The sequence below is a fragment of the Bacillus sp. LQ01 genome (genome assembly GCF_057624735.1).
On sequence record NZ_JBYEZL010000002.1, the window covers coordinates 726,214 to 744,937 of the forward strand.

At 35.7% G+C, this 18,724-nt stretch carries 22 protein-coding genes; 15 read left to right on the forward strand and 7 right to left on the reverse strand.

Annotated elements, in window-relative coordinates; genetic code table 11:
- Positions 1-112: 112 nt before the first annotated feature.
- The gene (locus AC22L0_RS16220; protein ID WP_000265560.1) at positions 113-1,702 is read right to left on the reverse strand and encodes a bifunctional metallophosphatase/5'-nucleotidase; all 1,590 of its coding nucleotides are present in this window, start codon (positions 1,700-1,702) and stop codon (positions 113-115) included.
- 201 nt (positions 1,703-1,903) lie between these two features.
- On the opposite strand from AC22L0_RS16220, the gene AC22L0_RS16225 reads away from it, so the two are divergent.
- From AC22L0_RS16225 to AC22L0_RS16235, 3 genes are all read left to right on the forward strand, one after another.
- Positions 1,904-2,167, forward strand: a complete 264-nt coding sequence (locus AC22L0_RS16225) for a YqkE family protein (protein WP_000727546.1) — start codon at positions 1,904-1,906, stop codon at positions 2,165-2,167.
- Positions 2,168-2,233: 66 nt separating this feature from the next.
- Positions 2,234-2,758: a GrpB family protein gene (locus AC22L0_RS16230; protein WP_001227183.1), complete on the forward strand. Its 525-nt coding sequence runs from the start codon at positions 2,234-2,236 to the stop codon at positions 2,756-2,758.
- Positions 2,759-2,885: 127 nt separating this feature from the next.
- Entirely contained in the window at positions 2,886-3,713 is an 828-nt protein-coding gene (locus tag AC22L0_RS16235; RefSeq protein ID WP_000547991.1) for an aldo/keto reductase, read from the forward strand.
- A gap of 57 nt (positions 3,714-3,770) precedes the next feature.
- Here the strand turns inward: AC22L0_RS16235 and AC22L0_RS16240 are convergent, their stop codons facing one another.
- Positions 3,771-4,685 carry an aldo/keto reductase gene (locus AC22L0_RS16240; protein ID WP_000747211.1) on the reverse strand — a complete coding sequence of 305 codons (915 nt, stop codon included), beginning with the start codon at positions 4,683-4,685 and terminating at the stop codon, positions 3,771-3,773.
- Positions 4,686-4,777: 92 nt separating this feature from the next.
- Positions 4,778-4,912, reverse strand: a complete 135-nt coding sequence (gene mciZ / locus AC22L0_RS16245; protein WP_000870302.1) for a Z-ring formation inhibitor MciZ — start codon at positions 4,910-4,912, stop codon at positions 4,778-4,780.
- A 74-nt stretch (positions 4,913-4,986) separates the two neighbouring features.
- On the opposite strand from mciZ, the gene AC22L0_RS16250 reads away from it, so the two are divergent.
- On the forward strand, positions 4,987-5,526 hold the full coding sequence (locus tag AC22L0_RS16250; protein WP_000067041.1) for an NUDIX hydrolase: 540 nt from the start codon (positions 4,987-4,989) through the stop codon (positions 5,524-5,526).
- 24 nt (positions 5,527-5,550) lie between these two features.
- Here the strand turns inward: AC22L0_RS16250 and AC22L0_RS16255 are convergent, their stop codons facing one another.
- On the reverse strand, positions 5,551-6,102 hold the full coding sequence (locus AC22L0_RS16255; protein WP_087967352.1) for a GNAT family N-acetyltransferase: 552 nt from the start codon (positions 6,100-6,102) through the stop codon (positions 5,551-5,553).
- A gap of 155 nt (positions 6,103-6,257) precedes the next feature.
- Here AC22L0_RS16255 and spoIIM point away from each other — a divergent pair, with 155 nt between their 5' ends.
- The 9 genes from spoIIM (at position 6,258) to corA (ending at position 14,266) form a co-directional block, all read left to right on the forward strand.
- Positions 6,258-6,875, forward strand: a complete 618-nt coding sequence (gene spoIIM / locus AC22L0_RS16260) for a stage II sporulation protein M (protein WP_013142149.1) — start codon at positions 6,258-6,260, stop codon at positions 6,873-6,875.
- Between the two features lie 108 nt (positions 6,876-6,983).
- The gene (gene fur, locus AC22L0_RS16265; protein ID WP_000392657.1) at positions 6,984-7,439 is read left to right on the forward strand and encodes a ferric iron uptake transcriptional regulator; all 456 of its coding nucleotides are present in this window, start codon (positions 6,984-6,986) and stop codon (positions 7,437-7,439) included.
- Positions 7,440-7,542: 103 nt separating this feature from the next.
- Positions 7,543-7,773, forward strand: coding sequence for a YqzK family protein (locus AC22L0_RS16270; RefSeq protein WP_001250432.1), 231 nt, complete (start codon positions 7,543-7,545; stop codon positions 7,771-7,773).
- 6 nt (positions 7,774-7,779) lie between these two features.
- Positions 7,780-8,670, forward strand: coding sequence for a site-specific tyrosine recombinase XerD (gene xerD, locus AC22L0_RS16275; RefSeq protein ID WP_000390088.1), 891 nt, complete (start codon positions 7,780-7,782; stop codon positions 8,668-8,670).
- Positions 8,671-8,816: 146 nt separating this feature from the next.
- Positions 8,817-9,557 (forward strand): FixH family protein, encoded by a 741-nt coding sequence (locus AC22L0_RS16280; RefSeq protein WP_000733456.1) that lies wholly within the window; start codon positions 8,817-8,819, stop codon positions 9,555-9,557.
- Between the two features lie 354 nt (positions 9,558-9,911).
- On the forward strand, positions 9,912-11,096 hold the full coding sequence (deoB, locus tag AC22L0_RS16285; RefSeq protein WP_001046079.1) for a phosphopentomutase: 1,185 nt from the start codon (positions 9,912-9,914) through the stop codon (positions 11,094-11,096).
- A 12-nt stretch (positions 11,097-11,108) separates the two neighbouring features.
- Positions 11,109-11,930, forward strand: coding sequence for a purine-nucleoside phosphorylase (locus AC22L0_RS16290; protein WP_001078446.1), 822 nt, complete (start codon positions 11,109-11,111; stop codon positions 11,928-11,930).
- 7 nt (positions 11,931-11,937) lie between these two features.
- Positions 11,938-13,242, forward strand: coding sequence for a pyrimidine-nucleoside phosphorylase (locus AC22L0_RS16295; protein ID WP_001243073.1), 1,305 nt, complete (start codon positions 11,938-11,940; stop codon positions 13,240-13,242).
- A 61-nt stretch (positions 13,243-13,303) separates the two neighbouring features.
- Complete coding sequence (gene corA / locus AC22L0_RS16300) at positions 13,304-14,266, forward strand: magnesium/cobalt transporter CorA (protein ID WP_002005674.1); 963 nt, start codon at positions 13,304-13,306, stop codon at positions 14,264-14,266.
- Positions 14,267-14,297: 31 nt separating this feature from the next.
- On the opposite strand, the gene AC22L0_RS16305 is transcribed toward corA, so the two are convergent.
- Positions 14,298-15,587: an NCS2 family permease gene (locus AC22L0_RS16305; RefSeq protein WP_000676242.1), complete on the reverse strand. Its 1,290-nt coding sequence runs from the start codon at positions 15,585-15,587 to the stop codon at positions 14,298-14,300.
- A gap of 134 nt (positions 15,588-15,721) precedes the next feature.
- Positions 15,722-16,393, reverse strand: a complete 672-nt coding sequence (locus AC22L0_RS16310) for an SIMPL domain-containing protein (protein WP_001161448.1) — start codon at positions 16,391-16,393, stop codon at positions 15,722-15,724.
- Between the two features lie 159 nt (positions 16,394-16,552).
- On the opposite strand from AC22L0_RS16310, the gene AC22L0_RS16315 reads away from it, so the two are divergent.
- Together AC22L0_RS16315 and AC22L0_RS16320 are read left to right on the forward strand one after the other, a co-directional pair.
- Positions 16,553-16,972 carry a MarR family winged helix-turn-helix transcriptional regulator gene (locus AC22L0_RS16315; RefSeq protein ID WP_001003305.1) on the forward strand — a complete coding sequence of 140 codons (420 nt, stop codon included), beginning with the start codon at positions 16,553-16,555 and terminating at the stop codon, positions 16,970-16,972.
- A gap of 99 nt (positions 16,973-17,071) precedes the next feature.
- The gene (locus tag AC22L0_RS16320) at positions 17,072-17,617 is read left to right on the forward strand and encodes a hypothetical protein (protein WP_000873785.1); all 546 of its coding nucleotides are present in this window, start codon (positions 17,072-17,074) and stop codon (positions 17,615-17,617) included.
- Between the two features lie 17 nt (positions 17,618-17,634).
- Here the strand turns inward: AC22L0_RS16320 and AC22L0_RS16325 are convergent, their stop codons facing one another.
- Positions 17,635-18,720 carry an acetoin ABC transporter permease gene (locus tag AC22L0_RS16325; protein WP_087967354.1) on the reverse strand — a complete coding sequence of 362 codons (1,086 nt, stop codon included), beginning with the start codon at positions 18,718-18,720 and terminating at the stop codon, positions 17,635-17,637.
- Positions 18,721-18,724 lie beyond the last annotated feature (4 nt).

The window sequence follows — 18,724 nt, forward strand, 5'->3', positions numbered from 1 at the left end:
ATGTTCATTGGAAGAACGAGTATCCTTTTTATGATGTATATTACGTATAAAATAGAGGATCAGTATAAATCCTTTATGGCGTGAAAAATGAAATTTATTATTAGAGAAACACTTAATTTACTTTTTGAATTCTTCCATCAATAACTGGCTGAATTGGTTCTTTTAATTGTTTTACGTAATCGACTAACGCTTCAAAGTCGTTTGGACCAGTTTCTGCATTTTTACCATTTTTAAATGATACGAATCCGTCACCGCCAGAAGCTAAGAAGGCATTTGCAACTACGCTATACATTTTAGATGGAGATAATTCTTCTCCGTTTGTTAAACGTATATTTGTAACTTTTTCACCGTTTGGTTTATTTGCATCCCACGTATATTGAATACCTGAAATTTGAAGCATTCTTGTTGTTCCTTTTTGCCATTGCTGATTTAAAATATCGCGAATGTCTTGACCTGTTAAATCTACTTTAATTAATTGATTTCCAAAAGGTTGAATGCCGTATAACTCACCCCACGTAATATCACCAGCATCTAAGTCATTACGAATGCCACCAGGATTCATGAGGGCGATTTGAGTTTGCATCGTTTGACGCTGAGCATCGGCAACTAAATTTCCAAGAGTGGACTCACCAGCATCATTTTGTTTACGGTCGATAGGTGCTGTAGATTTTCCGACTACTTCATTTACAAGTGGTGCAATTTTTTCTTTATATTGATCTAGTTTTTTCTTTACTTGTTTATCAGGTTCTACACCTTCATGATACGTTGTAACAACTTCAGCTTTTTTCTTTACAATATCCTTTGTTTTACGATCAATTGTTACATCCACGTCTGAGAAAGCCGTTCCGTATGAATTTGCTTGGACAATTAGTTTATTATTTACTGTACCATTTACATACGTATGACTATGTCCACCGAAAATAACATCAACTTCTGGGTCTGTTTCATTTGCAATTCGAGTAAGATCGCCATTTGTTACCCCAGACTCATCGGTTGTTCCACCGACATGAGCAAGAACGACGATAGATTTAACGCCGAGACGTTTTAATTGTTGTGTTGATTTATTAATTGCTTCTACTTCATCAGTAATTTGTACATTGTTAAGCATCGTAGGCATAACGACATTTGGTGTATCAGTTGTAACAACCCCAATGAATCCTACAGGAACACCATCTACCATTTTTACAGTAAACGGTGGTAAAAATAAGCGGCCAGTTGATTTGTTGTAGAAGTTAGCAGCTACATAGGGGAAGTTAGCCCCTTTGAAATTCCCTGTTTTTTCATGATATCCACCGTAAATGAGGCGTTGCATTTCATCAATACCTTCATCAAATTCATGGTTTCCGATTGTACCGACATCAAATTTTAAGTCATTTAAAAATTCAATTGTCGGTTCATCTTGTAATAATGCTGAAACTGGTGGACTAGCTCCGACGATATCACCAGCATGTACGAGAAGTGTATTAGGGTTTTGTTTTTTACGTTCTTTTAAATAAGTAGCTAAGTAATCAGCGCCACCAGCTTCTTTATTATTGATTTTTTTAACAGTATCTAGTTGTCCATGGAAATCATTAATACCAAGCATTTGTACGTCTATGTAGCGGTTTTGTTCAGTTGGATTCTGAGATGGGGGAGCGGCAAATACGCTTGAAAAAGTAATGGTGCTTAAAACAGCAACGGCAGGAATAATTTTTTTCCACATAATATAATTCTCCTTTTTTTATAATCTGACATCATACGACATAATTTTAATAGATTCATAGGATTATAGCTACATAAAAAATTAGTCTTTTCGAAAAATTAACATATTTACAAAAAGTGAATAATAGAGTGAAGACCTTTTTTTATTGTCGATTTCATCGTGTATCTACTATAATGGAGAAAAAAGTAAAAGGTGAGTAGCATGAAGAAAAAGAAACAAAGACAAATACAAAGACAATCACAAGTGAATCAACCGAAGAAAGAAATACTTACATTAGGCGATCAATTAAATGATTCACTCATGCAACAATTAAAGAGTAAGAAGAAAGAGTTGCAAGTGAGGGAAGAGGAAAAAGAGGCAGCTGAACTGGAAAGAAAGCGCCAAGAACAAAAAGAACGTGAAAAGAATAAATCATTTGAAGAACTGCTAAGTGAAAGTAACCTTACTTGGAAAGACTTTAAATAATAAAAAATGATCAGTGGTATTTCACTGATCATTTTTTGACGAGCTTGTAAGAAAAGGGGAGTTAGAATGAGAAAAATTGTCGTTGTTCCACATGAAAACCATTGGAGTGAAAAATTTCAAATGGAGGCTGAAAGATTAAAGTCAGCGATGCCAGAAACGGTAAAAATTCATCATATTGGAAGTACGTCAGTGCCTGGACTAGCAGCTAAACCTATTATTGATATGATCATGGAAGTAGAAAATATCGAAAGAGTAGATGGGTGGAATGAACGATTTATAGAGCTTGGTTACATCGTAAAAGGGGAAAATGGTATTTCAAGACGCCGATATTTTATTCATGGAACTGAAGAAAAACGTTCGTATCATTTACACGTGTTTGAAAAAGGAAATCCAGAGATTGTAAGGCATTTAGCGTTTCGTGATTATATGATGGCTCATTGTGAAGAAGCAGAGGCATATGCAACCTTAAAGAGAGAATTAGCCGAAAAGTATACATATGATGGCACGTTATATACGGAAGGGAAAAATGAGTTTGTGCGCAATGTGGATGAAAAAGCGAAAGAATGGAGAGAAAATAACTTAAATGAATGAGTTCACGTTATTTTTTAGCTATATAAAAGTGTTATGTAAACTGTACGTATGTTTTGACTTTTGGGATGAATCTTGTTGAAATAAAGTTGTGGCTTATAAAAAATGTAACAATGAAAGGGAGACGACTGTGCATATTCCAACAACTACACTTCATAATGGCGTGAAAATGCCGATGATTGGTCTAGGCGTATATAAAGCGAAAGAAGGAGACGAAGTAAAGCAAGCAGTAAAAACAGCGTTAGAAGTTGGATACCGTTCGATTGATACAGCAACTGTATATGAAAATGAAAGCGGTGTCGGAGAGGCGATACGTGAATCAGGAATTCCAAGAGAAGATATATTTATAACAACAAAAGTATGGAACGACGATCAAGGATATGAGGAGACACTCGAGGCGTTTGAAAAGAGTTTAAAAAAATTACAAATGGACTATGTAGATTTATATTTAATACATTGGCCGGTAAGAGGGAAGTATGTTGATACGTACCGAGCTTTGGAGAAATTGTATGAAGAAGGTAAAGTGCGCGCGATTGGTGTTTCTAATTTTCATAAACATCATTTAGAACTATTATTACCAAATTGCAAAGTGAAGCCGATGGTAAACCAAGTGGAACTTCATCCGATGTTGACGCAATTTGAGTTGCGCAATTATTGTCAAGATGAGCAAATTCAAATGGAAGCATGGAGTCCGTTAATGAGGGGCGGAGAAGTATTCCAGCATCCAATCATTCAGGCTATTGCTAACAAATATGAAAAAACACCTGCACAAGTTATATTAAGGTGGGATATTCAAAGCGGAATTGTTACAATTCCTAAATCTGTTACACCATCTCGTATTGAAGAAAACTTTACTATTTTTGATTTTGCACTAACTGAAGAAGAGATACGTCAAATTAACACGTTGAATCGTGATTTACATGTAGGAACGAATCCTGATAAATATGATACGTTATAAAAAAGACTGTCTCCTAATACTGGAGACAGTCTTCTGTTTATCGGTAATTCGATATTTTTAACGATGCAAAGCATATGTGTCATATTTAACAATCTTTTGAAGTTGTATATATTCTTCTTTCGTTAAAGGTAACTGTTGGCTAGCTCGTATATTTTCCTGTAATTGTTGAAGCGAGCTTGCACCAGGTATAACAGCTGCAACAGTCTTATTATGTAAGCAATATTGAATAGCTGTTCCTGTTAAAGAGCGTTCTCCAATCGTTTCTTTTACACTCGCTAGAGTTGTATGTAATTCATCGTAAGAATAAGAGAGATAATCCTTTTCCTTTACTCTTTCTATTTTTATTGCATTGTTGTCAGTTAAAATTCCTTTTGCAAGTGGCCCGCGGGCAATGACGCTAATTTGGTGTTCATTCAGAAGGGGAAACCATTCTTCTGGACGACGATTTAAAAGGCTATATTCCATTAGTACACTAACGATGTTTGAGCGTTTTGCATACTCACGAACGACATTTGGGCGTATAGAAGAAATACCATAATGGCGAATAATACCTTCCTTTTTCAATTCTTCAAAAGCTTCAATTGTTTCATCTATTGGATCTTCAATCGTTCCCCCATGAAGTTGGTAAAGATCAATATAATCAGTTTGAAGTCTACGTAAACTTTCCTTTACTTCAGTTTTTATGTAAGCTTTAGAAGGATCCCAAGACCAGCCATTTTTTTCTTCTGTCCAACGATTTCCAACTTTCGTTGTAAGAACAATTTGGTCTCTTCTTCCCTTCAAGGCTTTTCCAACAAATTCTTCATTTAATCCGTAATCATATAAATCTGCTGTATCAAAAAAATTAATTCCTAAATCGATTGCTTCATCGATAATATGCATAGCTTCTGTTTCAGATGTACCGAGAGACATACAGCCAAGGCCCATTTCTGTAACAAACAAATCTGAGTTTCCTAATTGACGTTTTTTCATAGGTCAACCTCCTTACCTTTATTGTACGAGAGGGAAAAGAGGTTGACAAACGTTTACTTTTCGCTGCGCATTAACTGCCCGTAAAAGCATGATTAATGTTTCACTTTATTTGCTGTAATCCACTCTTGTACAGTTGTATACTCTTTGCTATATTGCTTTAGCTTATGGCGAATTTGCCATGCTTTTCCGACTAAAGTGACGCGATTTGGTAAAATATAAACTTTCATTTCTATCACGCTCCTTTCAATGTGGTAAAATGTATGAGGAAAGAATAGGAAATAGAACAGGGAGATGAAGTAGTATGAGTAATCTTGCAGAGAGAACAGTAAAAACTGAGCCGATTTTTGATGGTAGAGTTATAAAAGTTCGTGTTGATGATGTAGTATTACCAAATGGAGCAATGAGTAAACGTGAAATTGTAAATCACCCTGGTGCAGTTGCTATTATTGCTATTACTGATGAGGGGAAAATTGTGCTTGTTGAGCAGTATCGTAAAGCGCTTGAAAAGGCGATTATAGAAATTCCGGCTGGTAAGTTAGAACCTGGTGAAAAACCTGAGGTAACAGCAGTTCGTGAATTAGAAGAGGAAACAGGATATGTATGTGAAAATATGGAGCTCATTACTTCTTTCTATACATCTCCAGGATTCGCAGATGAAATTTTATATGTATATAAAGCGACAGGTTTGACAAAAAAAGAAAATAAAGCTGAGTTAGATGAAGATGAGTTTGTGGAATTAATGGAAGTATCGTTAGAAGAAGCGATTACTCTTATGAAAGATCTTCGTATTCATGATGCGAAGACGATGTTTGCAGTACAATATTTACAACTACAAAAATAAACACTCGCCAAAGGCGAGTGTTTTTTAATTGATTTTTGCATATACACGTGCATCACGTAAGCTACCATCTGGTGCTAGGAAATCATTTTCCATTGTACCTTCTAGAATGAATTCTAGACGTTCTGCTAAGCTACATGCATTTATATTTGTTGCATCAGTACGAATTTCAATTCTTCTAGCGCCTAGTTTATCAAAGGCGAACTGAATTGCACCTTTAACAGCTTCGGTCATATAGCCTTGTTTTGTATAGGCACTATGTAGCCAGAAGTGAAGTGAAAACTTTGGAATATCCCAGTTTTCAGGCTTTAGTGTAATTGCTCCGATGAATGTACCAGATACTTTACCGTATAAGTGAAAATCAAGTGTTTCACGAAGTAAAAACTGTCCGTGAGCTTCGCGAACAATTTCTTCAGCACTCTCTTCTGTTTCAGCGTTAATTGGTATCCACGGTACTAAGTCTTCTAGAGAAGCTTGGATTGCTTCATATACTTCTGCACCATCACCTGGAAATGGTTTACGAACTTGCAAGCGTTCAGTTTGAAATAATGTTGGAAAATCTAATAATAATGGTTTCAAGAGAAATCCCTCCTATTCTCTACTTTTTAGTTTAGCAAAGTAGAGCGGAATTTCAATGTTAATTCGTCATACTTTTTTCTTTCTTTCATACATTTTTAATAAGAGTGTGAACGGAGGGAAGAAAAATGTGGCGAAAAAATTGGCAAGACCGTGTAATGTCTCACATACAGGAAAACTCTTCATTATATATATTTAACGCCGTTTTATTATTGATGGGAGTAATATTCGGAGCTATTCTGGTGAATAGTTTACAAATCAATCAAAAACAAGATTTATCATTTTATTTACAACGTTTTTTTGGACAAGTCTCTAAAGGAGAATTTGCCATTGCGGGCGAAATGTTTCGAGAAAGTTACTTTTCGCAATTAAAATACATCGGATTTATTTGGATTTTAGGGATTTCAATTATTGGATTACCACTTATTTTTATTTTATTATTTGTAAAAGGAGTTGTCGTTGGATTTACAGTTGGTTTTTTAGTAAGTCAGCATGGATGGAATGGACTATTATTAGCATTTGTATCTGTTTTGCCACAAAATTTAATTATCATTCCAGTCTTTCTCGTTATGACAACTATTGCTGCAAGTTTTTCTTTACGGATGATTAGGCATCAATTTATTAGAAAAATAACCGAGCCACTATTACCATTATTAATCCGTTATACATGCTTCTTTCTCGTAATTGGAGTGGTGTTAGCACTTGCTTCTAGTGTGGAGGCTTACGCATCACCAGTTTTAATGAAAGAAGTCGTTGAGGCTATTAATAAAAAATAAATACTTTTTGAGAATAATTATCAATTTGTTTTTATTGTTTTTTTCTTTTGACAGAAGCCCTTCTTCTGATATAATGGTGTAAGAGTGGCGAGGAGGGAGTAGTACCGAATGGAAGAAAGAATTGAACGAATTAAGAAGCAATTACATGCAGCGAGCTACAAATTAACACCGCAACGTGAAGCAACAGTTCGTGTGCTGCTAGAAAATGAAGAAGATCATTTAAGCGCAGAAGATGTTTACCTCCTTGTAAAAGAAAAGTCGCCAGAGATCGGATTAGCAACCGTCTATCGAACTTTAGAACTATTATCTGAGTTAAAAGTTGTCGATAAGATTAACTTCGGAGACGGTGTTTCACGCTATGACTTACGCCAAGAAGGTGCGCAGCGTTTCCACCATCATTTGATTTGTACACAATGTGGTGCTGTACAAGAAATACAAGAAGATTTACTTGGTGAAGTGGAAAGGAAAGTAGAACGAGACTGGAGCTTTAAGGTGAAAGATCATCGTTTAACATTCCATGGGATTTGTAAAAATTGTCAAGAAAATGAAACGGATGAAAAATAACCTTTTCCTATTTATCTAGGAAGAGGTTTTTTATTTGAATAAGGTATAAATTGGTGAAAGCTTGGCATATGTTGTAATAACTTATATTTTGGAGGAATTTACAATGCGCCGAGCTTTAAAATTAACTTTTGATGGAATAAAAGTATTTTTATTATTTACAAGTTGTACGATTTTGTTTTATTTCGCTATACTATGGATAAATGAAGAATATGAAAGCTATCATCGTTATGAAAAACCTAAAGAAGAGACTGTAGAAAAAGTATCAGGGAATGAAGAACCGGCAAAGGATGCTTTCGTAAATAGAATGATGTTTTTCTATGAAAATGGGGAGTAGTGTAGAGTGGAAGATCAATTAAAAGATTTTATTCATTATATGGTTGTCGAAAAAGGATTAGCAAAGAATACAGTAGTATCTTATGAACGGGATTTAAAAAGCTACGTAAAGTATTTGCAAAATGTGGAACAGACGAAAACTTTTCATGAAGTGACCCGTTTACATATTGTTAATTTTTTGCAGTATTTAAAAGAGAACGGAAAATCTTCGAAAACATTAGCGCGTCATATCGCATCAATTCGTTCGTTCCACCAATTTTTACTTCGTGAACGAGCGGTAGAACACGATCCATCCGTACATATTGAAACGCCACAAGGGGAACGGAAATTACCAAAAGTATTATCAGTTGATGAAGTAGAGGCGTTACTTCAAACACCAAAAATGACAAGTGCTTTTGGGATTCGTGATAAGGCGATGCTAGAGTTACTGTATGCGACAGGACTTCGTGTTTCAGAATTGATTGCACTCAATTTAGAAGATGTACATTTAACGATGGGATTTGTTCGTTGCATAGGGAAAGGGAATAAAGAAAGAATTATTCCACTAGGAAGTTTAGCAACGGAAGCGATTCAAAAGTATATTGAAAAAGGAAGAAGAGAATTAATGGGGAAAAAAGTAGTAGATGCACTCTTTTTAAACCATCATGGTAATCGTTTATCAAGACAAGGATTTTGGAAAATATTAAAACGATTAGCGAAAGAAGCAAATATTGAAAAAGAGCTTACACCTCATACGTTGCGTCACTCGTTTGCTACGCACTTATTAGAAAATGGAGCAGATTTACGTGCTGTACAAGAAATGCTTGGACATGCAGATATTTCAACGACTCAAATCTATACGCACGTTTCAAAAACTAGATTAAAAGATGTATATAAACAGTTTCATCCGAGAGCATAGTTACTATGCTCTTTTTTCATAGATTAAGAGGGGAAGACCGCTTCACAGAAACTTCACAAACATTTCGTATATTGTTTTCAGCAGAAGACTGGAATATTACAATGTATTTCCTCTATACTAAATAAAGTATAAAGGAGGAAATGATGATGAAAAAACTGATTATAACTTTATTTATCGCGATGCTAGCGTTGGCTGGCTGTAATACAAACAAAGAAGAACCGAAAAAAGAACAGAAACTTGAAGCTGTAAAAGTAGCAGTACAAACAAATCCGAAAGAAATTAAACCAGGTGAAAAAACAGAAGTACAAGCACTTGTTACACAAGGGAAAGAAAAAGTAACGGATGCCGATGATGTAAAGTTTGAAATTTGGAAAGATGGCGACGAAAAACACGAGATGTTAGATGGTAAGCATAAAGGAAAAGGTGTTTATGCAGTAGAGAAAACATTCGAAACGGATGGAGTATACCATATTATCGCTCACACAAATGCACGTGAAATGCACGTTATGCCAGAAGTAAAAGTTGCTGTAGGAAATGCGAAAGTAGAAGATGCAAAAAAAGAAAATAGTGATCACAGTGCAGGACATGGAGATCATAAAAGTGACACAATGATCCATCTTATGGCTGGAGACATAAAGGCAAATGCTGAATCTACAATGAAAGTTCATTTAAAGCAAAAAGAAGAAGCATTAACTGGTGCTGAAGTACAACTAGAGATTTGGAAAGATGGTGTTGAAAAACACGAATTTATTCCAGCGAAAGAAGGAAATAAAGGAGAGTATGAAACGAAACATACTTTCAAAGAGAACGGTGCTTACAAAGTGAAAGTACATGTAAGAAAAGGCGAATTGCATGAACATAAAGAAGAAACAATAGAAGTAAAATAAAAAGTAGCTCTTTAGAGCTACTTTTTATTTTTAATATGAAGAAATAAATCATAAAAAAATTAGCACTTCGTTGCAGAATGGATTACAATAGAAGTGTGAAGAAAATAAGAAATTCTACGAAAATGTATTAAAAAGAAAGCGTAAACATGTTATGATATCAGTATCAGATGTCTGACATCTGACTTAGAAAAAACTAGAAATGTTTTTGAATCGTTTCAAGTAAACGAAATAGGTTAGAAAATGATTTAAAGAAGTACTGTTTGACAATGAGAATTCTTTTTGATAACAGTTTCACTTTATAGCGTTTTGAACATACTACAAGAAGTAGAACTGAACTTATAGGAGGTCGCAGTTATGAATAAATATAAACGTATATTCCTAGTCGTAATGGACTCTGTGGGAATCGGTGAAGCACCAGATGCTGAGCAATTTGGTGATTTAGGATCTGACACAATTGGTCACATTGCTGAACATATGAATGGGTTACAAATGCCTAACATGGTGAAATTAGGTCTTGGTAACATTCGAGAAATGAAAGGTATCTCTAAAGTAGAGAAACCACTTGGATATTACACAAAAATGCAAGAGAAATCTACTGGTAAAGATACAATGACAGGTCACTGGGAAATCATGGGCCTTTACATTGATACACCATTCCAAGTGTTCCCGGAAGGATTCCCGAAAGAATTACTTGATGAATTAGAAGAAAAAACAGGCCGTAAAATTATCGGTAATAAGCCAGCTTCAGGAACTGAGATTCTTGATGAACTTGGTCAAGAGCAAATGGAAACAGGCTCTTTAATCGTTTATACTTCTGCTGATAGCGTATTGCAAATTGCAGCACACGAAGAAGTAGTGCCACTTGATGAGTTATATAAAATCTGTAAAATTGCACGTGAATTAACATTAGATGAGAAATACATGGTAGGTCGTGTTATTGCTCGTCCATTCGTTGGTGAACCTGGAAACTTTACACGTACACCAAACCGTCATGACTATGCATTAAAACCATTCGGCCGTACAGTAATGAATGAATTAAAAGATAGTGACTACGATGTAATTGCTATCGGTAAAATCTCTGATATTTATGATGGCGAAGGGGTAACGGAATCACTTCGTACGAAGTCTAACATGGATGGAATGGATAAGCTTGTAGATACATTAAATATGGACTTTACAGGTCTTAGCTTCTTAAACTTAGTTGACTTTGATGCATTATTCGGCCACCGCCGTGATCCACAAGGATACGGAGAAGCTCTGCAAGAATATGATGCACGTCTTCCAGAAGTATTCGCAAAACTAAAAGAAGATGATTTATTATTAATTACAGCAGACCACGGTAATGATCCAATTCACCCTGGTACTGACCATACACGTGAATATGTACCATTATTAGCATATAGCCCAAGCATGAAAGAAGGCGGACAAGAGTTACCACTTCGTCAAACATTTGCTGATATTGGTGCAACAGTAGCAGAAAACTTCGGTGTGAAAATGCCAGAATACGGAACAAGCTTCTTAAACGAGCTAAAGAAATAGGGGGATAAACAAATGAATCGTGAACTTATTACAAAATCAGCTTCATACTTAAAGGAGAAATTTCAAGAGACACCACAAGTAGGACTAATCCTTGGATCAGGACTAGGTGTATTAGCAGACGAAATTGAGAACGCAGTAACAGTACCTTACAGTGAAATCCCTGAGTTCCCAGTATCAACTGTAGAAGGCCATGCAGGTCAACTAGTATTCGGTACACTTCAAGGTGTAACAGTAGTAGCAATGCAAGGACGTTTCCACTTCTATGAAGGATACGACATGCAAAAAGTAACATTCCCAGTTCGTGTTATGAAAGAACTAGGTGTAGAAACAGTTGTTGTAACAAACGCAGCTGGTGGTGTAAATACATCATTTGAGCCAGGCGATCTTATGTTAATTTCAGACCACATTAACTTCATGGGTACGAATCCATTAATCGGACCAAATGATTCTGAAATGGGCGTACGTTTCCCTGATATGTCTACGTCATATACGGTAGAACTTCGCGAAATGGCGAAACAAGTTGCAGCAGACTTAAATATTAAAGTACAAGAAGGTGTATACGTAGGAATGACAGGTCCTGTATATGAAACACCTGCTGAAATTCGTATGCTTCGTACACTTGGCGGAGATGCAGTTGGTATGTCAACAGTACCTGAAGTAATTGTAGCGCGTCATGCTGGTATGAAAGTGTTAGGTATTTCTTGTATTTCAAATATGGCAGCTGGTATTTTAGATCAACCACTTCACCACGATGAAGTAATTGAAACGACAGAACGTGTTAAAGCTAACTTCTTAGCATTAGTAAAAGCAATCGTAAAACAAATGAAGGGGTGACTTCACAATGAGAATGGTGGACCTAATTGCAAAAAAACGTGACGGACATGCATTAACGACAGAAGAAATTAACTTTATTGTTGAAGGATATACGAATGGTGATATTCCTGATTATCAAGTAAGTTCACTTGCAATGGCAATTTTCTTCCAAGATATGAACGATCAAGAGCGTGCCGATTTAACGATGGCAATGGTAAATAGCGGTGATACAATCGACTTATCAGCTATTGAAGGTGTAAAAGTAGATAAGCATTCAACAGGTGGTGTTGGTGATACAACGACACTTGTATTAGGTCCATTAGTAGCCGCTTTAGATGTACCAGTAGCGAAAATGTCTGGACGCGGTTTAGGACATACTGGTGGTACAATTGATAAATTAGAAGCAGTTCCAGGATTCCATGTGGAAATTGAAAACGATGAATTCATGCGTCTTGTAAATGAAAACAAAATCGCTGTTATCGGTCAAAGTGGTAACTTAACACCTGCTGATAAAAAGCTATATGCACTTCGTGATGTGACAGCAACAGTAAACTCAATTCCGCTTATTGCAAGTTCGATTATGAGTAAAAAAATTGCTGCTGGTGCAGATGCAATTGTTCTTGATGTAAAAACTGGAGCAGGTGCATTTATGAAAACGGATGAAGATGCAAAACGTTTAGCAGAAGCAATGGTACGCATCGGTAATAACGTTGGTCGTAACACGATGGCAGTTATTTCTGATATGAGTCAACCACTCGGTGAAGCTATCGGTAACGCATTAGAAGTTCAAGAAGCAATTGATACATTACAAGGTAAAGGGCCGAAAGATTTAGAAGAACTATGTTTAACACTTGGAAGTCAAATGGTGTACCTTGCTGGACAAGCTTCATCTTTAGAAGATGCACGTGAAAAGCTAATTGAAGTAATGAACAACGGAAAAGCGCTAGAATCATTTAAAACGTTCTTATCAGCGCAAGGCGGCGACGCATCTGTTGTTGATAACCCTTCTAAATTGCCACAAGCACAATTTAAAATTGAAGTGGAAGCGAAAGAAGACGGATATGTATCAGAAATCGTTGCAGACGAAATCGGAACAGCAGCAATGCTTTTAGGAGCAGGACGTGCAACGAAAGAGTCTGAAATTGATTTAGCAGTTGGTCTAATGCTGCGCAAAAAAGTAGGCGATAGCGTGAAGCAAGGTGAATCTCTCGTTACAATTTACGCAAACCGCGAAAATGTTGAAGATGTAAAAGCGAAAATTTATGAGAACATGAAGATCTCTAAAGAACACGTAGATGCACCAACTTTAGTACACGGTATCGTAACGAAGTAATAAAAAAAAGCTGAGGAGATTTCTCCTTGGCTTTTTTTACTATTTTTTGTTTATAATAATAATGGGTGAAATTATGATTAGAATTTGTGCAGTAACAAAAACAGATGAAGTATTATATGATGTTTCTCTAGAAGAAACAAAGAAAGACCATATTGTATGGTATTGGCTAGATTTATATAAGCCAACGAAAGAAGAGTATACATATATTCTGCAAGACCATTTTAAGTTCCATCCCCTTGCAATTGAAGACTGTATAGAATATGTACAGAGGCCAAAAGTTGATTTTTATGATGGATATAACTTTTTAGTACTTCATGCATTTGGGGAAGATGGACTAGAACCGCACGAAATCGATTTATTTATTAGTGATCGTTATATTGTTTCTTTCCACTTTTCTCATAACAATGCAATCGAAAGAGTATGGAAAACACTTGGAGAAAAGAAGCGTATTAAAAATAGTCCTTTACACGTAGCTCATACAATTATCGACCAAATTGTAGATGACTATTTTGCGCCTGTATATTACATTGAGGATCATTTAAATGCAATTGATGATAATTTAACGGGGGAGACAGCAGGAAGTGTATTAGAAGAGGTATTTGATATACGTACAGATTTATCAAAGCTAAGGCGTACAATCATTCCGATGCGTGATTTATTATATCGTATTTTAAATTCGACTCGTTTTTACGGTATAAGCGATCATGAAATTTACTTTAAAGATATACATGATCATTTGCTTAAACTAACAGAAATGATTGAGGCAAGCCGAGAGTTAACAGCAGATATTCGGGATAGTTATTTTTCATTAAACTCACATCATATGAATAACATTATGAAAACATTAACTGTATTCTCGACTATTTTCATGCCATTAACATTTATTGCGGGAGTATATGGAATGAACTTTACGCATATGCCAGAGCTTGGTGGACAATATAGTTATTTTATTTGTCTACTTATCATGGCACTAATTGGCGGCGGAATGATGGCCTGGTTTTATAAAAAAGGATGGTTTAAGTAAAAAAACACCGAGGATTTCCTCGGTGTTTTTTTTAACCAATAGCATGTAATACAAACATAGCTAAGAATAAGCATGTAATGATATACATAGATGGTGCGACTTCTTTACGCTTTCCAAGAGCAACTTTTAAGATAGGGTAAGCAATAAATCCGAACGCAATGCCATCAGCGATACTATATGTGAGCGGGATCATAACGATAATTAAGAATGCTGGAAATCCTTCTGAAAAGTCATTCAGAGGAATTTGTTGAATGCTTGTAATCATCAGACCGCCAATAATAATTAAGATTGGTGCAATGGCACTATCAGGAATTAATTTGACAAATGGAAGAGCAAACAGTGATGCAAAGAATAGCAACCCAGTAACGATAGACGTCAGACCTGTCTTACCACCTGCAGTAATACCTGCGGCACTTTCTACTGTTGAAACGGTAGGACTTGTGCCAAATAGACCACATGTCATTGCTGAAATTGCATTGGCTTGGTAAGCACGTGGGAATTTACGATCATCTTCTAATAAACCGTGCAGAAGTCCCATGTTCTCAAAGATAAGCACCATGCTTAAAGAGAATGTTGCAATCCAAAATGGTAAGGAAGAAAGTTTCCCAAATGACATAGCTCCAAACACATCACCGTAATTAGCGAATGAGAATGAACTACTTCCCACTTGACTCGTATCCACAAGACCAAATAGCCAGGCGATACCAGTTCCTATTGCAATCGTCCATAAAAAGTTTCCACGTACGTTACGAATAAATAATACAAGTGCAATGATAAGAGTAAGTAATGTCGCAAGAACGACAGGATTACTTAATTTCCCCATTGCCACAGCAGTATTTGGGTTCGAAACGACTAAACCACCTTTTTGCAACCCGATAAACGCTAAAAATAATCCGATGCCGACAGTAATCGCTTCCTTTAATGACTTTGGAATTGATACTGATAGCACGCGAGCGATTGGTGTAAAAGCGGCAATTGCAAAAATAATACCAGAGATAAAGACAGCAGCCAATGCTTCTTGCCAAGTTAGTCCAAGCGTATGCACAGCTGTGTACGTGAAGAATGCATTTACACCCATACCCGGGACAAGAATAGCAGGTGCATTTGCCCAAAATGCCATGAGTAGACATCCGACAAATGAACTAAAAACAGTTGCTAAAATTCCAGCTTCAAGAGGAATGCCAGCATCTGATAAGATTGACGCATTTACAATCATAATATATACGATTGTGAAAAATGACGTAACTCCAGCTAATACTTCTTGTTTTGGTGATGTTTCGTGTAAACCTAATTTAAATGTTCTTTCAAGTATTCCTTTCATGTTAAACCTTCTTTTTCATATCCCTCTCCCACCCGTGATATCTCTTATGTAAGAGCTCACCGTTCTTTATTATATCAGAACATCATGTTTTTACAACAAGTAAAATGATAACGTTTACTTGTAAAGAGAATTCGTTATAAATACGTAAAAATAGCCCGTATGGATGAAATGATTTCTAATTCACCCGATTGAATGGGAGGGGCTGCTTGCGCATGTAAAGTAGCATAAGACGTAACCTCCCGTGGTAATTGGGCAGATTCTTCAACGAATGAGAGGGGAACAGGATTAATATTTAAATTATATGTACTCGCAATAGCACGAGCTTTTTCTACTGCTTGGTGCAGAGCTTGAATGAGAGCTTGCTCATAATATTTATTTGGATGAGATACTCGGAAACGTAAACCTTTTGCTACATTTGCGCCATTTGAAACGGCTATATCATATACTTCCCCAGCTTTTTGTACATTTAAAACGGTAATTTCATACAAATGCTCCACGCGGTATCCTTGTAGCAATGCTTTATCATTTACATATTCGTATTGAGGAGTAATTGTATAAGAAATTGTTTCTATATCTTTATCGGCAATACCAAGCTGTTTAAGTGCATCCAGCAATTGTTTGGATTGCACTGCATTTTCTTCTTGAGCCTGTTTTACATTTTTATCATCTGTTCGAATGCCAAGCGTTAATATAACAACATTCGGTTTTGCTTTGACAACGCCTTCGCCTTGTACAGTAATAGTAGCTTCTTTACCAGTATTAGCTGTGCGTACGTTGTGTAAATAAGGATTCATTCCACCCTGCATTTTCCATCACCATCCTTTTTATATGTATATGTGTGAACAAAAAAGAAATTTATATGAAAAAAGTTACATAAATGAGAATGTTGAGGAAAGAAAGCATGTACAACATAGGTATTTATAGATTATAATATGTGTAAATATGATAAAAAAGGGACGAGGCTATTGAACGAAAAAAGAGAAACACTGATTTTAGATTTATCTGCATCATTTCGAAAAATGATACGTTTATTACAAAATGATATTAATACACGTTTTGCAGAACATATGCCATATAATGAATTTTCTGTATTACGTGCGTTATTTTTAAAGAGTCCACAGATGGCTTCGCAAATTGCGAGTGAAGTAAACGTAACCTCCAGTCATATTACAGCTGTTACAGATCGTCTCGTACGAAAAGGATTAGTAGAAAGAAAACGTTCTAATTCAGATCGTCGAATCGTGTATTTAGAAATTACAGAGCACGGAAGAGAAGTAACTGAAAAACTTGAAGCTGTGCGTAAAGAATATTATAAAGAGAGATTTAAAGGTTGGAGCGACCAAGAAATAGAAATGGTCTTAGAACTATTTGGCCGCGTATTATAATAAATGAGGATAGGAAGCGAAAGCATTCCTATCCTTTTTCTTTTGAATAAAAATATTTTGAAACTCCGATACTTTAATTAAAAGATCGGAGGAAAGATTATGAAATATATTGCTGCACTTACCATTTTATTTGGTGGTTTTTTCTATTTTCAAACATTTACGTACGCAGATACGCCTATCCAAGTGGTACGAAAAGAAGTGAAGTACATTGAAACCGATAATACAGTCTTATATTCGAAATTATGGGTTCGTTCTATGCAAAACGCAGTATTATTCCACCATAGCGATAATATTCGTAATCAGGACACATTACGTAATGTAACAAGTTCATCGCTTGTTAAAGCGAAACAACTATCTTTTCAGAAAGCAGCACTCTATATACCGAGACTATCGCAATACGTATCAAAAATAGGAAAAGAAAATATTCAAGTGTACTACATTGCGATTCACTATAATGTGAAAAAAGAAAATGCATATCAATTAGATGGCATGAACTATTTTCTACAAGTATTTGTGAAAGAGCGTGGGGAATGGAAAATTGCTGAAAGTGTAGTTGCACCGACAGAGCAAATTGTGCAAAATGGTGATGGATTTGGGATGAAAGAAGAGATGGTGTATGGGGATAGGAGAGAGAATGTGAAATAACCTCCTTTAAAAGGAGGTTATTTCACACGCCAAGAAAATTTGAATTTTAATAAGCGAGATAATAGTAGGTAGACTATCGTACTGGTCCCTATAAAACCAATATAATAATTTACGATAGAATGACTTCCGCCCGCTGCCATTCCTCCAAACATTCCAATAAAGGTTACACAACATATCATACATAGTGTTTTAAGCTTCGGATATAATAGAAAGTTTCCGTTTTGTTCATTAGGTGATCTTGTATATAAGTACATTCCTAAAGGTAATAGAATAAGTATATTTACGATTGGACCGATAAGTTTTGTTGCTGAAGGAATATACGTAAAATTAGGTTCATCATGACGTACGCCTTGTTGATCAGTATAAGCACGTTGAGGATCGTAATTAAAATTAATATTGAATCCGCGAACTGGCGCTAAAATACTCACTTTTTCTATTACTGAACCGTAACGATCTACATTTTCCTCCGTATAGATGGGATGATTGGAAATAAGTCCAACCGTATGAATAGAAATAGCCCCGGCAATTAGAGTCGGCAAAATAAAAGGGAATCCAAGTATAGCAACACTGAAAAATCCTTGTGAAATCATATTACCAGCAATTGTTCCTATGCATAATGCAAGTGTATATATAGCAATTAAGATAATAACCATGTATAAGAAGTAAGTATGAAATGGTGAAAATATTTGATACTTATTATGAAAGGTTGTCTTTTTCATAATAGCAAAAAGTCCCCAATTTAGTATAACGATAGCTACAATATTACACACACCAAAAAGCCATTTCGTTATGAAGAGATGTGTTCGTTTAAATGGCATAGACCATAAAATGTCACTTGATTGATTTTGACGTTCCCATCCAATAAGAATACAGGCTAATATAATAAGGAGTCCTCCTTGAACCATAATAGCATCGGGAAGTGAAAGTTGATAATTATATCGGTATATATATTTCCATTCATTATGTTCATGAAAATATTTTAATTGCTCGGCAGCTGCTAAATAGTATTTATATGATAGTACATAAAAACTTACTAACCAAAATAGCCAAACAATATATTTACTTTGTTTGTAGGTATGCACCCATAATGCTTTTTGAAACATAGGA

Coding starts and splice junctions, on each gene's coding strand:
- AC22L0_RS16220 (WP_000265560.1), bottom strand. CDS start 1,702: ATGTGGAAAAAAATTATTCCTGCCGTTGCTGTTTTAAGCACCATTACT.
- AC22L0_RS16225 (WP_000727546.1), top strand. CDS start 1,904: ATGAAGAAAAAGAAACAAAGACAAATACAAAGACAATCACAAGTGAAT.
- AC22L0_RS16230 (WP_001227183.1), top strand. CDS start 2,234: ATGAGAAAAATTGTCGTTGTTCCACATGAAAACCATTGGAGTGAAAAA.
- AC22L0_RS16240 (WP_000747211.1), bottom strand. CDS start 4,685: ATGAAAAAACGTCAATTAGGAAACTCAGATTTGTTTGTTACAGAAATG.
- mciZ (WP_000870302.1), bottom strand. CDS start 4,912: ATGAAAGTTTATATTTTACCAAATCGCGTCACTTTAGTCGGAAAAGCA.
- AC22L0_RS16250 (WP_000067041.1), top strand. CDS start 4,987: ATGAGTAATCTTGCAGAGAGAACAGTAAAAACTGAGCCGATTTTTGAT.
- spoIIM (WP_013142149.1), top strand. CDS start 6,258: ATGTCTCACATACAGGAAAACTCTTCATTATATATATTTAACGCCGTT.
- fur (WP_000392657.1), top strand. CDS start 6,984: ATGGAAGAAAGAATTGAACGAATTAAGAAGCAATTACATGCAGCGAGC.
- AC22L0_RS16270 (WP_001250432.1), top strand. CDS start 7,543: ATGCGCCGAGCTTTAAAATTAACTTTTGATGGAATAAAAGTATTTTTA.
- AC22L0_RS16280 (WP_000733456.1), top strand. CDS start 8,817: ATGAAAAAACTGATTATAACTTTATTTATCGCGATGCTAGCGTTGGCT.
- deoB (WP_001046079.1), top strand. CDS start 9,912: ATGAATAAATATAAACGTATATTCCTAGTCGTAATGGACTCTGTGGGA.
- AC22L0_RS16290 (WP_001078446.1), top strand. CDS start 11,109: ATGAATCGTGAACTTATTACAAAATCAGCTTCATACTTAAAGGAGAAA.
- AC22L0_RS16295 (WP_001243073.1), top strand. CDS start 11,938: ATGAGAATGGTGGACCTAATTGCAAAAAAACGTGACGGACATGCATTA.
- corA (WP_002005674.1), top strand. CDS start 13,304: ATGGGTGAAATTATGATTAGAATTTGTGCAGTAACAAAAACAGATGAA.
- AC22L0_RS16305 (WP_000676242.1), bottom strand. CDS start 15,587: ATGAAAGGAATACTTGAAAGAACATTTAAATTAGGTTTACACGAAACA.
- AC22L0_RS16310 (WP_001161448.1), bottom strand. CDS start 16,393: ATGCAGGGTGGAATGAATCCTTATTTACACAACGTACGCACAGCTAAT.
- AC22L0_RS16320 (WP_000873785.1), top strand. CDS start 17,072: ATGAAATATATTGCTGCACTTACCATTTTATTTGGTGGTTTTTTCTAT.
- AC22L0_RS16325 (WP_087967354.1), bottom strand. CDS start 18,720: ATGTTTCAAAAAGCATTATGGGTGCATACCTACAAACAAAGTAAATAT.